13 protein-coding genes are annotated in these 14083 nt (G+C 63.7%); all 13 read left to right on the top strand.

From position 1 onward, the window contains the following. Position 1: 1 nt before the first annotated feature. The 13 genes from AC4HIX_RS12230 to AC4HIX_RS12170 all read left to right on the top strand — a co-directional run bounded on the left by AC4HIX_RS12230 (position 2) and on the right by AC4HIX_RS12170 (position 13963). Complete coding sequence (locus tag AC4HIX_RS12230; RefSeq protein ID WP_475046909.1) at positions 2–1408, top strand: type II and III secretion system protein family protein; 1407 nt, start codon at positions 2–4, stop codon at positions 1406–1408. Positions 1409–1423: 15 nt separating this feature from the next. Beyond that, on the top strand, positions 1424–2053 hold the full coding sequence (locus tag AC4HIX_RS12225; protein WP_490399119.1) for an OmpA family protein: 630 nt from the start codon (positions 1424–1426) through the stop codon (positions 2051–2053). Positions 2054–2208: 155 nt separating this feature from the next. Beyond that, complete coding sequence (locus AC4HIX_RS12220) at positions 2209–3438, top strand: CpaE/TadZ family protein (RefSeq protein ID WP_490399118.1); 1230 nt, start codon at positions 2209–2211, stop codon at positions 3436–3438. A gap of 24 nt (positions 3439–3462) precedes the next feature. Further along, entirely contained in the window at positions 3463–4899 is a 1437-nt protein-coding gene (locus tag AC4HIX_RS12215; protein ID WP_475046913.1) for a TadA family conjugal transfer-associated ATPase, read from the top strand. Continuing rightward, the gene (locus tag AC4HIX_RS12210) at positions 4899–5867 is read left to right on the top strand and encodes a type II secretion system F family protein (protein WP_475046915.1); all 969 of its coding nucleotides are present in this window, start codon (positions 4899–4901) and stop codon (positions 5865–5867) included. Before AC4HIX_RS12215 ends, AC4HIX_RS12210 begins: the two co-directional genes overlap by 1 nt. A gap of 10 nt (positions 5868–5877) precedes the next feature. Further along, positions 5878–6858, top strand: a complete 981-nt coding sequence (locus AC4HIX_RS12205) for a type II secretion system F family protein (RefSeq protein ID WP_475046917.1) — start codon at positions 5878–5880, stop codon at positions 6856–6858. A gap of 2 nt (positions 6859–6860) precedes the next feature. Beyond that, positions 6861–7451: a tetratricopeptide repeat protein gene (locus AC4HIX_RS12200; RefSeq protein ID WP_490399117.1), complete on the top strand. Its 591-nt coding sequence runs from the start codon at positions 6861–6863 to the stop codon at positions 7449–7451. A gap of 30 nt (positions 7452–7481) precedes the next feature. Continuing rightward, positions 7482–8330, top strand: coding sequence for a tetratricopeptide repeat protein (locus tag AC4HIX_RS12195; protein ID WP_490399116.1), 849 nt, complete (start codon positions 7482–7484; stop codon positions 8328–8330). 3 nt (positions 8331–8333) lie between these two features. Beyond that, on the top strand, positions 8334–8831 hold the full coding sequence (locus tag AC4HIX_RS12190) for a prepilin peptidase (RefSeq protein WP_490399115.1): 498 nt from the start codon (positions 8334–8336) through the stop codon (positions 8829–8831). A 153-nt stretch (positions 8832–8984) separates the two neighbouring features. Continuing rightward, on the top strand, positions 8985–10292 hold the full coding sequence (locus tag AC4HIX_RS12185; RefSeq protein ID WP_490399114.1) for a DUF8689 domain-containing protein: 1308 nt from the start codon (positions 8985–8987) through the stop codon (positions 10290–10292). A gap of 76 nt (positions 10293–10368) precedes the next feature. After that, positions 10369–12786 (top strand): ligase-associated DNA damage response DEXH box helicase, encoded by a 2418-nt coding sequence (locus AC4HIX_RS12180; protein WP_490399204.1) that lies wholly within the window; start codon positions 10369–10371, stop codon positions 12784–12786. Between the two features lie 37 nt (positions 12787–12823). Next, complete coding sequence (pdeM, locus tag AC4HIX_RS12175) at positions 12824–13474, top strand: ligase-associated DNA damage response endonuclease PdeM (protein ID WP_490399113.1); 651 nt, start codon at positions 12824–12826, stop codon at positions 13472–13474. Positions 13475–13555: 81 nt separating this feature from the next. Beyond that, complete coding sequence (locus AC4HIX_RS12170) at positions 13556–13963, top strand: PaaI family thioesterase (RefSeq protein ID WP_490399112.1); 408 nt, start codon at positions 13556–13558, stop codon at positions 13961–13963. Positions 13964–14083 lie beyond the last annotated feature (120 nt).

Genomic DNA, 14083 nt, shown 5'->3' with positions numbered 1-14083 from the left:
CATGGCAATTCGACGGTTCGTGGCGGCGGCCCTGATGGGGCTATCGCTTATTGGCATGCCGCAGGCAGATGGGGCCTGGGCGCAGTCCTTGCGCGTGGTGAAAAAGGGCACGGCGGCGACGCTCGACGTGCCGATGAACCGTGCAGTGGTTGTGGAAAGCGAAATCCCCTTTGCCGAGCTGAGCATCGCCAATCCCAGCATTGCCGACATCTCGTCTTTGTCCGATCGCACCATTTACGTTCTGGGCAAGTCCCCGGGCCTGACGACGCTGACGCTGCTCGACGGCTCCGGCCGCCTGATCACCAACGTTGACGTGCGGGTGGCCGCCGATGTCACCGAATTCAAGCAGCGCCTGCGCCAGATTCTGCCGAATGAAAAGATCGAAGTACGGACCGCCAATGATGGCATCGTCCTTTCCGGCACCGTGTCCAGTTCGGCACGGCTGCAGCGGGCGCTGGATCTGGCTGAGCGCTATGCCCCGGAGCGCGTCAGCAACCTGATGTCGGTGGGCGGCGTGCAGCAAGTGATGCTCAAAGTCCGCTTCGCCGAAATGCAGCGCTCAGTGTCTAAATCGCTGAGCGCCTCGCTGGGCTTCAACGGCGGCACCGGCAACGGCCGCACCGGCGGCGTCAACACGCTGAACACCTCCGGCGCCCTGGCCAACTCTCTGGCCGGCAACATCCCTGCGGCCAACGAAAACACCGGCGCCTTCCTGTTCGGCTTCAACGCAGGTTCCGTCCAGGTCAGCCTGCTGCTGGAAGCGCTGGAACAAAAGGGCGTTGTCCGCACCTTGGCCGAACCCAACCTCTCCGCCCTCTCGGGGCAGGAAGCGAAATTCCTGGCCGGCGGCGAATACCCGGTCCCGGTCGCCCAGGAAGGCGGCGTGATCACCATCGAATTCAAACCCTTCGGGATCGAGCTGAACTTCATCCCGCGTGTGGTTGACGGCGATCTGATCAATCTGGAACTGAACGCCGCAGTCTCTGCGATCGACCCGACCAATTCGCTGGAACTCAGCGGCCTGACCATCGACGCCTTCTCCCGCCGCGAGACCTCTACCACGGTGGAAATGCGCGACGGCGAAAGCTTTGCCATTGCCGGGCTGATCCGCGACGAATTCCTCGACAATTCCTCGCAGCTGCCTTGGCTGGGTGACGTGCCGGTGCTGGGCGCGCTGTTCCGAAGCGCCGACTACCAGCGCGAGCAGACCGAACTGGTGATCATCGTCAGCGCCCATCTGGTGACCCCCACCCGCGGCGAGGCGCTGACACTGCCGACCGACCGTGTGGCCCCGCCCAGCGAGAAGGATCTGTTCCTGTTCGGGCGCACGTCGCGCAACCGGGCCGGGCCTGCCGCCGAGGTCGCCAAGCAGGATTTCAACGGCTCTTACGGCTACGTGCTGGACTGATAGGGAGTGGCACAGATGATCAGAACCGCTGCAATTCTCGGCCTCCTCCTGACCGCCGCCGCCTGCGAGCGGGAAGCCGGACGCGAGTTGAACCGCAAGGGAACCTTTGGCGAGGCCACCCTCAACAACGCGGCGGTGATGAGCGGCGAGCGCAGCTTTGCCATCCAGCTGGCCGGCCGGTTCGCCCAGGAAGTGCCCACCACCATCACCTTTGACTTTGACAGCGCCCGGCTTGACCAGACCGCACGAACGGTGCTGGACCAGCAGGCGCATTGGATCCGGCAGTTCCCCGAGGTGCGGTTCCGCGTCTTCGGCCACACCGATGCGGTGGGCAGCAACGCCTACAACCGCGCGCTTGGCTTGCGCCGGGCCCGGGCGGCAGTGAATTACCTGGTCTCCCGCGGCATCAGCCGCAGCCGTCTGGAAGCGGTGATCTCGCACGGGGAAACCCAGCCGCTGATCCCGACGCCTGAACGCGAACGCCGCAACCGCCGCACCGTGACTGAGGTCAGCGGCTTCCTCAAGCGCCACCCGTCGGTGCTGGACGGCAAATATGCCCAGATCATCTACCGCGAGTATCTGGAAAGCGCGATTCCTGGCACCACCCTGACCCAGCAGAAGTCGCTGGAGCGCACCCTGCAATAAGCCCGCCGCGCTGGCGGTCGGTTACGAAGTAGTAACAATTCCCCATATTTGGGGATTTTTGGCCCCAATATCGCCTAGATTGCCACCGACATTGTTTCCAAGAGGCGGACTGTGCCCATGGCCCGGTTCCGCCCATGTGAACAAGGATGATGGCGATGAGCAGCGGTATGCCGCAAACAGAGACACCTGCAATTGTTGCCTGCACGATCAGCCGCGATGTGCAGAACTTCGACCTCCTGATCGAAGACATGGAAGCCGCATTGGGAGAAGCCTGGGGCGATCTGGGCTTTACCGAGGCGCTGGCTTTCTTCGGCCAGACCGAGGCGGAGCCGCTGCAGTTCGTCGCTCTGGCCATCGACAGCGCCGACGAGGGCGACCTGCCGCTGATGGGCGAGATCATCACCCAGGCCAAGGCGCGCGGTATCAAGGTGATCCTGATTGCCGAGGACGTGACCCCGGCCGCGCTGCACACGCTGCTGCGCCAGGGCGCAGATGAGTTTGTCCCCTACCCTCTGCCCGAGCAGGAATTGCAAGCGGCCATCGAACGGCTGCAGGCGCCGCCCCCGGCCGTGGAGCAGAACCCGCACCAGCTGCAATCCGGCAGCCAGCGCGAAGGCGCTGTGATCGTTTGCCACGGGCTCGCAGGCGGCACCGGTTCAACCACCATGGCCGTCAACCTGGCCTGGGAGCTTGCCGCGCTCAGCGAGCGGGAGGAGCCCAGCGTCTGCCTGCTGGATCTGGACCTGCAGCATGGCTCGGTCTCGACCTACCTGGACCTGCCCCGCCGCGAGGTGGTGATGGAAATGCTCAGCGAGTCCGAAAGCATGGACGAGGACCTGTTCGGCCAGGCGCTGCTGCCGTTCCAGGAGAAGCTGCAGGTTCTGACCGCACCCTCGGAAATGGTGCCGCTTGACCTGTTGTCGCCCGAGGACATCGCCCGGGTTATCGAAATGGCGCGCAGCCATTTCGACTTTGTCGTCATCGACATGCCGCACACGCTGGTGCAGTGGACCGAAACAGTGCTCAATACGGCGCACGTATATTTCGCCCTGATCGAACTGGACATGCGGTCTGCCCAGAACGCTCTGCGGATGAAACGGGCCCTGCAGTCGGAGGACCTGCCCTTCGAAAAGCTGCGCTTTGCCCTGAACCGGGCGCCGAAATTCACAGATCTTGCCGGCAAAAGCCGGGTCAAACGGATGGCAGAATCCCTCAGCATCTCCATCGACCTGCAGCTGCCCGACGGCGGCAAGCAGGTTCTGCAGAGCTGCGACCACGGGCTGCCGCTGGCCGTTTCGGCAGCGAAAAATCCCTTGCGCAAGGAAATCGCCAAGCTCGCGGCCTCGCTTCATGCGCTGGGCCGAAGCGAAGCAGAAGCCGCCTGAGCGGCCTGAACTGGGGGTGATTTGATGTTTTCCAAGTACAAGAAGCAAGCGGCGAAGCCTGCCGCTCCGGCACCTGAACCGGTTGCCGCTCAGGCAGCCGCTGCTGCGCCTGCTGCCTCGCTGCGCCGGCCGGTCCAGCGCAAGGCGGCTGAAGCGCAGCCGATGGACAAGGAGCGCAAGCGCAAGGAGCGTTTGGGCGAGATCAAGATCCAGCTGCACCGGGAGCTGCTGGAAAACCTAAACCTGGCCGCCTTGGAGCGCGCGGGCGAAGCGGAGCTGCGCTCTGAGATCGCCACCATCGCCACCGAGATCCTGGCCGAGAAAAGCATTGTCCTGAACCGCGAGGACCGGCAGCAACTGAACAAGGAGCTGTATGACGAAGTCACCGGCCTTGGCCCCCTGGAGGCGCTGCTGCAGGACGACACGGTCAGCGATATCCTGGTGAACGGCCCGCAGCAGATCTTCGTTGAGCGCAACGGCAAGCTGCAGCTGTCCGACATCACCTTCAAGGATGAAAAGCACCTGATGCGGATCATCGACAAGATCGTCTCTGCCGTGGGACGCCGGGTCGATGAATCCAACCCTTATGTGGACGCCCGCCTGGCCGACGGCTCGCGCTTCAACGCTATGGTGCCGCCGATCGCGGTGGACGGCTCTCTGGTGTCGATCCGGAAATTCAAGAAGGACAAGCTGGGCATCGACGACCTGGTTCAGTTCGGCGCCTTCACCGAGGAAATGGCGGCCTATCTGCAAGCTGCGGTATCCACCCGCCTGAACGTGATTGTTTCCGGCGGTACCGGTTCCGGTAAAACCACGACGCTGAACGCGCTGTCCTCTTTCATCGACAACGCCGAACGCATCCTGACCATCGAGGACACCGCGGAACTGCAGCTTCAGCAGACCCACGTGGGCCGGATGGAAAGCCGCCCGCCGAACGTCGAAGGCAAGGGCGAGGTCTCCCCCCGCGACTGTCTGAAAAACGCGCTCAGGATGCGCCCCGACCGCATCATCGTCGGCGAAACCCGCGGCGAGGAAGTGATCGACATGCTGCAGGCGATGAACACCGGCCACGACGGCTCGATGACGACGATCCACGCCAACTCCGCCCGCGACGGCATCTCCCGCTTGGAAAACATGATCGCCATGGCCGGGATTGAGATGCCGATCAAGGCAGTGCGCAGTCAGATCGCGTCAGCTGTGAACCTGATCGTGCAAGCCTCGCGCCTGCAGGATGGTTCACGCCGGATGACCTCAATCACCGAAATCACCGGCATGGAGGGCGATGTGATCTCGATGCAGGAAATCTTCCGCTTCCAGCGCGTCGGCCTGACCCCGGACAACAAGATCATCGGCCACTTCACCGCCACCGGCGTGCGCAGCCACTATTCCGAGCGCTTCCGCCTGTGGGGCTTCGATCTGCCGCCCTCGATCTATGAACCCACCGTGATGGAGAAGCGCTGATGCAACTGAGTGCGGAACCGCTTATCTACGGCCTGATCTTCTTTGGGGTGCTTGCCCTGGTCGAAGGCCTGTATCTGTTCACCTTCGGCAAATCCATCAGTCTCAACAGCCGGGTCAACCGCCGGCTGGAGATGATGGAGAAGGGCAGCAACCGCGAGCAGGTGCTGGAGCAGCTGCGCAAGGAGCTGGGCCAGCACGCAAGATCGCAGTCGATCCCGCTGTATTCCCTGCTGTCGGAACGGGCGCAAAAGGCCGCCATTGCCTTTTCCCCCAAGCAGCTGATCCTGATCATGGCCGGCTTGGCGGCCGTAGCCTTTGTCGGCCTCAGCATCGGTACCTCCGCCCCCCTGCCCGTCCGGGTTCTGGGCTCTGTCGTCATCGGCGTCGGCGCGGTGTTCTTCTGGGTCAACAAGAAAGCCGCCAAGCGGATGGCAATGATCGAAGAGCAGCTGCCGGACGCGGTGGAACTGATGGTGCGCTCCTTGCGCGTCGGCCACCCCTTTACGTCTGCGGTGCAGATCGTCGCCAATGAGGTCGAAGACCCGCTGGCCACTGAATTCGGCATCATTTCCGACGAATGCGCCTATGGCCGCGATGTGGGCGAGGCGCTCAAGGAAATGGCGGAGCGGCTGGACATGCAGGACATGCGCTTCCTGGCCGTCGCCGTGACAATCCAGCAGCAGTCAGGCGGCAACCTGGCCGAAGTTCTGGCAGGCCTTGCCAAGGTGATCCGTGCCCGCTTCCGCCTGTTCCGCAGGGTAAAGGCGATCACTGCCGAGGCGCAATGGTCGGGCAAGTTCCTTTCGGGTTTCCCGCTGTTCTGCCTGGTCGGCATCCTCGTTAAAGATCCCAACTATTACGACAACGTGCTGGACCATCCCTGGTTCATCCCCGCCTGTTTCGCCGTAGGCGTGATGCTGACAGCCAACCTGTTTGTCATGCGCATGCTGACCAACATCAAAGTCTGAGGAGGCGGCCGTGGATTTTCTGACCGGAATTAACGACTACCTGACATCGCAGTTCGGCGAGTTCGGCCCGCTCCTGGCGCTTGGCATTGCCGGTTTGTTCATGATCCTTCTGGCGGTTCCGCTGCTGCTGAACCAGCCGGAAGATCCGCTGAAGAAGCTGCAGAAAAACATCAAGCCGGAAACCCGGACCGACTCGAAGAAGGAGCGTCTGCGCCAGGCCAACCGCAACGAGCAGCTGCAGAAATTCGCGGGCTTCCTGGAGCCGCAGAACGCCGATGAGCTGTCGGCGATGGAGCTGAAGCTTCGCCAGGCAGGCTACCACTCCAAGGACTCGGTCCGTCTGTTCCACTTTGCCCAGTTTGCCCTCGGCCTGCTGGGGCTGATGGGAGGCCTGTTCTTTGTCTATGTGCTCAAAGCTGACATCGACTATGACAGCCAGCAGATGGCAATCCGCATCATCGGCCCGGGCGCGGCCGGCTACATGCTGCCGAAATACTGGATCACCCGCCGCATCGAAGAGCGCAAGCAGAAGATCACCGAAGGGTTCCCCGATGCACTGGACATGATGCTGGTCTGCGTCGAGGCCGGCCAGTCGCTGGACCAGGCGATTGTCCGCGTTGCCAAGGAGCTGCACGCCTCCTACCCGGACCTGGCCGAAGAATTCGAGGTCGTCGCCTATGAGATGAAGGCGGGCAAGGAAAAGGACAAGGTCCTGCGCGACATGGGCACCCGCTGCGGGGTGCTGGACGTCTCCTCCTTTGTGACGGTGATGATCCAGTCCGCCAGCTTCGGCACCTCGATCGCTGATGCGCTGCGGGTTTATGCCGGGGAAATGCGTGACAAACGCGTCATGCGCGCAGAAGAGGCCGCAAACAAGTTGCCCGTGAAGATGACCCTTGCCACAATGGGCCTGACGGTGCCCCCGCTGCTGATCATTCTGGTCGGCCCGTCGATACAGGGCATCATGAATATGGGCAACGCAGGCAACTGAACATGACATCAAAAGGACGGGCTGCGCCTGTCCGCCTCAGCCGTGCTCTTGCCGCCGCCAGCGTTCTTGCGCTGGCGGCGGCCTGTGCGCCGGGCGGTCTGAAACAGGACAAGGGCAGCCCCTGGGCGCCGGGCGCCGATCACCGCAAGTCCGCTGAGGACGGCTTGCAGGTCGGCCACCGGCTGATGGCCGCAGGCGAGCACGAGCTGGCGCTGGAGGCCTTCACCCGCGCCGCGCTCGACCAGGGTCTGACCGCTGAGGTGCTGTCCGGCATGGGCTCGGCCAAGCTGGGCCTCAGGCGGCTGGGCCAGGCAGAAGAACTGCTGCGCCAGGCGGTCGACGCCGACCCGGCCTGGCCGGAGCCGATGAACAACCTGGGCGTCGTGCTCATGGAACGCCGCAAAACCGCCGAAGCCGTGCAGGTGTTCCAGCGCGCCTATGCGCTGGACAATGGCGAAAGTGACGCAATCCGCGATAATTTGCGCCTGGCCCTCGCAAAACTTGATAATCCCACGCATACTGAGCCGCAAAACCAAGATTATAAATTGGTGCGGCAGGGCGGCGGCAGCTACCTGATTCGCCAAGCACCATGACCGAGGCAGAGCAGTAAAAAGGACGCACAAATGCGCCAGCAGTTTTTCCTATCCGCTTCTCTGGCAGGGGCGCTGGTCTTATCGGCCTGCGCTGAGAAAGCCGATGAAACCGTCGAACGGGCCTTCCAGGAAGTGAATGTCATCGACGAGAGCAATCTCAACGATGTCATGCTGACCGTGGCAGACCCGAATGAGGCGGTGGTGCATTTCCAGCGCACCCTCAAGAACAACCCGGACCGGATTGAGCTGCAGCGCGGCCTGGCCTACTCGCTGATCCGCGCCAAGCGCACCACCGAGGGCACCACCGCCTGGAAAAAGGTTGTGTCGATGAAGGGCTCCACCAGCGAGGACAACGTGCAACTCGCAGGCGCGCTGGTGCGCAGCGGCGAATGGGACGCAGCCAAGGCTATTCTGGACAAAGTGCCGCCGACCCATGAAACCTATGAGCGCTACCGGCTTGAGGCCGTCGTGGCGGATGCAAGTAAGGACTGGAAGCGCGCCGACAGCTTTTATGAGATTGCCACCGGTCTGACCACCAAGCCGGCCAAGGTGATGAACAACTGGGGTTACTCCAAGCTGACCCGCGGTGACTTCGCCGGTGCCGAGCGTCTGTTCGGCGAAGCGATCCGCCAGGACCAGGCCCTGTTCACCGCCAAGAATAACCTGGTGCTCGCCCGTGGCGCTCAGCGCAACTACACCCTGCCCGTGATCCCGCTGGACCAGACCGAACGGGCGCTGCTGCTGCATACGCTGGCGCTGTCGGCGGTCAAACAAGGCGACGTTAAGGTCGGCGAAAACCTGCTGCGCGAGGCGATCGACACCCACCCGCAGCACTTCGAGGAAGCCTCACGCTCGCTGGCGGCGCTGGAAAACGGCTGACCCATGCAATTCCCGGCCCATGCCGCCCTGTGGTTCCTGCCTTTCGTGCTGCCGCTGTGCTACACGGTGGCGCTGACCGACCTGCGCGGCATGCGCATTCCCAATTGGGCGGTTGATGTGCTGGCGGTGATCTATGTGGCCGTGGGGGCACTGGTGATGCCCTCCTGGGCGGACTACGGCTGGCACCTGCTGCATCTGCCGGTCGGGGTCGGCCTGGGTTTCCTGTTCTACTCCGCTGGCGCCGTTGGCGCCGGCGATGCCAAGTTTGCCGGTGTTGCCGCGCCTTTCTTTGCGCTTGGCGACCTCCGGCTGTTGATGATCATTTTCGCAGCCACCCTGCTGGCAGGCTTCACGGCCCACCGGATCGCCAAATACACGCCCCTGCGCCAACTGGCACCGCATTGGCAAAGCTGGGAAACCGGCAAGAGCTTTCCCATGGGGCTCTGCCTCGGCGGCACCCTCGCAATCTACCTGACCCTGGCCGCCCTGTTCGGCAGCTGAGCCGGGCTAGTCCCTCAAATTCATCCGGATTTACTGCCGCCTCCGCGGAATTGCTGCACCCCCGCCCCGCTGTTGCCACAGTCCTGAATAGTCTGTTTCCAAGACCGCCTCCTGCTGGGGGCAGATTTCCGGATTTCAGGGACAGGCACCGCCATGAACATGCAGAACCTCGCCGTGATGGCCCCTCCCGCCCCCAAGGGCCTGGAGCAGATGCAGCTGCCGCTGGTGATGATGCGGGACATCCTGCTCAAGACCATCTTCCGCAAGAACGTCGAGACGGTAAGCGAAATCGCAGAAGCAATCTGCCTGCCCGGCGCCGTCACCCAGGAGCTGGTCGACCTGGCCCGCGAACAGAAACTGCTGGAGGCCACCGGCACGCTCAACGCCAACAGCGGCAACGAGATGGGCTACCAGCTGACCGACGCAGGCAAGGCGCGTGCGCTGGATGCGCTCAGCCAGTCCGAATACTTTGGCGCCATGCCGGTGCCGCTGGCGGTCTACCGCGAGCAGGTCAAGCGCCAGTCGATCCGCAACATCCAGGTAACACGCGATCAGCTGACCAATGCGATGGGCCACCTGATCCTGCCGAACAGCCTGCTGGACCACCTGGGCCCGGCCGTCAGCGCCGGCCGCTCGATCCTGATGTACGGCCCTCCGGGCAACGGTAAGTCCTCGATCTCCAACGGCATCCGCGATGCGCTGGGTGATCACGTCTATGTGCCCCGCGCCATCGAATACGCAGGCCAGGTGATCACCGTCTACGACCCGATCGTGCACACCATGGTCGAGCAGGAACCGGATGATCCCAATGCCCTGCGCCGCCGCCGCCGCTTCGACGAGCGCTATGTCATGTGCGAACGCCCCACCGTGATCACCGGCGGCGAGCTGTCTCTGGACATGCTGGACCTGGTCTACAACCCCACTGCCCGCACCTACCAAGCGCCGCTGCAGCTGAAATCCACCGGCGGCATTTTCATCGTTGACGACCTCGGCCGCCAGGCAGAGCCGCCGCAGGCGCTGGTCAACCGCTGGATCGTGCCGCTGGAGGAAAGCAAGGACATCCTGGCGCTGCAGTCTGGCGAAAAATTCGAGGTGCCCTTCGACACCCTGGTGATCTTCTCCACCAACTTCCACCCGAACGAGATCTTCGACCAGGCCGCCCTGCGCCGGATCTTTTTCAAGATCAAGATCGACGGGCCGGACCAGGAAAACTACCTCAAGATCTTTGCCATGGTCGCCCGCAAGAAGGGTATGCCCTTGGACGAAAGCACCCTGGTGCACCTTCTCCGGAACAAATACCCGACGATCCGCAACATCTATGCCAACTATCAGCCAGGATTCCTGGTCGACCAGATGATCGCGATCTGCGAGTTCGAAGGCATCCCCTATCAAATGTCGCCGGAATTGATCGACCGCGCCTGGGCCAACATGTTCGTCAAGGATGAGACCATCGTGAAATGACCCGGCCCCAAAGTTTTTTGAAAACTTTGGGCAGAACTCTTTAGAAAAGTTTTGCGGCAGCCCCTACATGGGACGGATGAGCAATCTGCCACCCGTCATTGAAAACTGGTTTGCCTCTAAGGGCTGGTCGATCCACCCGCACCAGCACGCCATGCTGGAGCGGGCGTCCCAGCCCTGCACACTGCTGATCGCCCCCACCGGCGGCGGCAAGACCATGGCCGGTTTCCTGCCGACCCTGGCAGACCTGGCAGACGGCAGCCACGAAGGGCTGCACACACTCTACATCTCCCCGCTCAAGGCGCTGGCGGCCGATATCAAGCGTAACCTGCGCACGCCGGTAGAGGAGATGGGCCTGCCCATCCGCATCGACGACCGCACCGGCGACACCCCCTCCAGCCGCAAGAAACGCCAGCGAGCCGATCCGCCGCATATTCTGCTGACCACCCCGGAGAGCCTTGCCCTGCTCACCTCCTACGAGGACGCTGCCCGCACCTTCAAAGGGCTCAAGCGGGTGGTGGTGGACGAAATCCACGCTCTGGCAGAAAGCAAGCGCGGCGATCAGCTGATGCTGGCACTGGCCCGGCTCCAAACCCTCTGCCCGGACCTGCGCCGGGTGGGGCTGTCGGCCACCGTGGACGACCCGCAGGCGATTGCCAGCTACCTGGCCCGCCATCCGGACCCCTGCGAGATCGTGCTGGCCGATCCCGGCCCCGCTCCCGATATCCGGATGCTGGAAACCGCTGAACCGCCCCCCTGGGCTGGCGGCGGCGCGGCCTATGCGATCCCGGCAGTGATGGAGCAGATCAAGGCGCATAACACCACGCTGATCTTCCACAACACCCGCGCCCAGGCAGAGATTTTCTTCCACAACCTCTGGCTCGCCAACGAGGATGCGCTGCCGATCGGCATCCACCACGGCTCGCTCGACCGGGTCCAGCGCGAGCGGGTCGAGGCGGCAATGGTCCGGGGCGAGCTTCGCGCCATCGTCTGCACCGGCTCCCTGGATCTCGGCATCGACTGGGGCGACGTGGACCTGGTGATCCAGATCGGCGCCCCCAAGAACGTGAAACGTCTGGTGCAGCGCATCGGCCGGGCCAACCACCGCTATAACGCCCCCTCCAAGGCGTTGCTGGTGCCCGCCAACCGGTTTGAGGTGGTGGAATGCCGCGCCGCGCTGGAGGCGGTGCGCGAAGGCGACCTGGACGGCGAGCCGCGCGGCGCAGGCCCCCGCGACGTCCTGTGCCAGCACATCCTGATCGCCGCCTGCGCAGGCCCTTTCAACGCTGACAGCCTTTATGCCGAGATGACCCAGGCCGGTGCCTATGCCGGCCTCACGCGCGCGGAATTCGATGCCTGTCTCGATTTCTGCGCCACCGGCGGCTACGCGCTGAAAGCTTACGACCAGTGGCAGCGCCTGCTGCAACGCCCGGACGGCAGATGGCAGCTGCGCGACCCCCGCGCCGCGGCCCGTATCCGTATGAACCTCGGCACAATCCAGGACACGGACCTGGTGAAGGTCCGGCTGAAACGCAGCCGCGGCGGCAAGCCGCTGGGCGAGATCGAGGAGGCCTTTGCCGCCACCCTCACCCCTGGCGACACCTTCCTGATCGGCGGCCAGACGGTGCGCTACGAAGGGCTGCGGGAAATGACGGTGGAGGTCAGCCGCAACCCCGGCAAGAAACCCAAGATCGCCGTGTTCTCCGGCACCAAATTCGCCACCTCCACCCAGCTCAGCGCCCGCATTCTGGAGATGTTCAAACAGGACAGCTGGCCCAGCCTGCCGAGCCATACCGCCGATTGGCTGGAGCTTCAGCGCGAGGTGTCCGAGCTGCCCCGCGCCGGCAGTCTGCTGATCGAAAGCTTTCCGCATGACGGACGCGAACACGCATGCGTCTATGGCTTCGCAGGCCGCAATGCCCAGCAGACACTGGGGCTTCTGCTGACCAAGCGGATGGAGGAACTGGGCCTTGATCCCCTCGGCTTCGTCTCCACCGATTACGCGACCCTGATCTGGGGGCTGGAGGAACTCACCGATCCGGCGCCGCTGTTCGACATTCACGCCCTGCGCGATGGACTGGAGGGCTGGCTGGCCGGCAATGCGGTAATGAAACGCGCCTTCCGCGGGGCCGCCACCATCGCCGGGCTGATCGAGCGCAACACGCCAGGCCAGCGCAAGAACGGGCGGCAGGCGACGTTTTCCTCCGACATCCTCTATGACACGCTGCGCAAATACGACCCGGGCCACTTGCTGCTGGACATCACCCGCGAGGAAGCGCTGCGCGGACTGGTCGACTTCGGCCGTATCGAGGAGATGATCGCCCGCATCGGCGGCCGCATCACCCTCCAGCGGCTGGAGCGCATCTCCCCGCTGGCCGCCCCGCTGCTGCTGGAGGCCGGCAAAGTCCCGGTCAAAGGCGCCGCAGAGGAGAAACTGCTGCTGCGGGAAACCGAAGCGCTGATGCAGCAGTCCGGTCTCAGCGCCCTGCCGCAATAACCCTTGCCAGTGCCGCTGGCACCATTAAGAACGCATCATGAACGGCTTTGACTTCACTCTGGCGGGCGTCCGCCTAACCGCCCTCGGCAGCGGCGCTCTCTGGTGGGCGCAGCAGCGCACCCTCTGCGTCTCCGACCTGCATCTGGGTAAGTCCGAACGCCACGCGCGGCGCGGCGGCAGCGCTCTGCCCCCCTATGAAACCCGCGAAACGCTTGACCGGCTCGAAGCTGTTCTCAATGAAACCCGCGCGGAAACGCTCATCTGCCTCGGCGACAGTTTCGACGATGACGCAGCCGGCCGCGCGCTGCCGCAGGCAGACCTGAAGCGCATCACCCGCCTGATGCAGGACCGCCGCTGGATCTGGATCGAGGGCAACCACGACCCTGACCCCCCGGGACTGGGCGGAGAGCACACCGCCGCCCTGACGCTGGGCCCCTTAACCTTCCGCCACATTGCCAACCCGCAAGCGAGCGCGGAAATCTCCGGCCATTACCACCCCAAGGCACGGTTGCGCAGCACTTCGCGGCCCGCCTTTCTGGTGGATGCCGCCCGCGTGATCCTGCCTGCCTTCGGCACCTATACCGGGGGCCTGCGCAGCAGCGATCCTGCGTTTACACCGCTGATGGCGCCCGATGCTCTCGCCATCCTGACCGGCCCGCGGCCGCTGCCGGTGCCAATGCCGCGCTGACCGGGCAAATGGCGCAGCGTCACCTGCGCAAGGCGCCGGCGCTCCTCTATGCTGCGGGCAAACCAGCAGAAGGACACCGAAATGGAAGACCGCATCCGCAGCAGCTTCGCCAAGCAGAGCATGATGCAAACTCTGGGTGCAGAGATTGAAAGCGTCACAGCAGGTGAAGTGGTGATCACCGCCCCCATCCTGCCTGGCAGCCGCCAGCAGCATGACGTGGCCCATGCCGCGCTCAGCTTTGCGATCGGCGACACGGCCGCAGGCTATGCGGCGCTGACAATGATGCCCGAGGACTGCGAAGTCATGACGGCGGAGATGAAGATCAACCTGCTGGCTCCCGGCGCCGGAGAACACCTGCGCGCCACCGGCAAGGTCATCAAACCAGGCCGCCGCCTGGTCATCGTCACAGCAGAGGTTCACGCAGCAACAGGACATGAGCAAAAGCTGGTCGCAATCCTGCAAGGCACCATGGTGCCGGTCACTGCCTGACCCCCGCCGCTCACCTTTCAAAAAATACTCCCGCCGGAGGCGTCCGGCGGGAGCATCACTTTCAGTGCTGTTCTGCGCTTCAGGCAGTCAGGCCTTCCGGCTCGGCCAGGTTGTTGGCGC

This window comes from Leisingera sp. (genome assembly GCF_982940295.1).
This window is presented reverse-complemented; position numbering and strand designations above follow the sequence as displayed.

Coding starts and splice junctions, on each gene's coding strand:
- AC4HIX_RS12230 (WP_475046909.1), top strand. CDS start 2: ATGGCAATTCGACGGTTCGTGGCGGCGGCCCTGATGGGGCTATCGCTT.
- AC4HIX_RS12225 (WP_490399119.1), top strand. CDS start 1,424: ATGATCAGAACCGCTGCAATTCTCGGCCTCCTCCTGACCGCCGCCGCC.
- AC4HIX_RS12220 (WP_490399118.1), top strand. CDS start 2,209: ATGAGCAGCGGTATGCCGCAAACAGAGACACCTGCAATTGTTGCCTGC.
- AC4HIX_RS12215 (WP_475046913.1), top strand. CDS start 3,463: ATGTTTTCCAAGTACAAGAAGCAAGCGGCGAAGCCTGCCGCTCCGGCA.
- AC4HIX_RS12210 (WP_475046915.1), top strand. CDS start 4,899: ATGCAACTGAGTGCGGAACCGCTTATCTACGGCCTGATCTTCTTTGGG.
- AC4HIX_RS12200 (WP_490399117.1), top strand. CDS start 6,861: ATGACATCAAAAGGACGGGCTGCGCCTGTCCGCCTCAGCCGTGCTCTT.
- AC4HIX_RS12195 (WP_490399116.1), top strand. CDS start 7,482: ATGCGCCAGCAGTTTTTCCTATCCGCTTCTCTGGCAGGGGCGCTGGTC.
- AC4HIX_RS12190 (WP_490399115.1), top strand. CDS start 8,334: ATGCAATTCCCGGCCCATGCCGCCCTGTGGTTCCTGCCTTTCGTGCTG.
- AC4HIX_RS12185 (WP_490399114.1), top strand. CDS start 8,985: ATGAACATGCAGAACCTCGCCGTGATGGCCCCTCCCGCCCCCAAGGGC.
- AC4HIX_RS12180 (WP_490399204.1), top strand. CDS start 10,369: ATGAGCAATCTGCCACCCGTCATTGAAAACTGGTTTGCCTCTAAGGGC.
- pdeM (WP_490399113.1), top strand. CDS start 12,824: ATGAACGGCTTTGACTTCACTCTGGCGGGCGTCCGCCTAACCGCCCTC.
- AC4HIX_RS12170 (WP_490399112.1), top strand. CDS start 13,556: ATGGAAGACCGCATCCGCAGCAGCTTCGCCAAGCAGAGCATGATGCAA.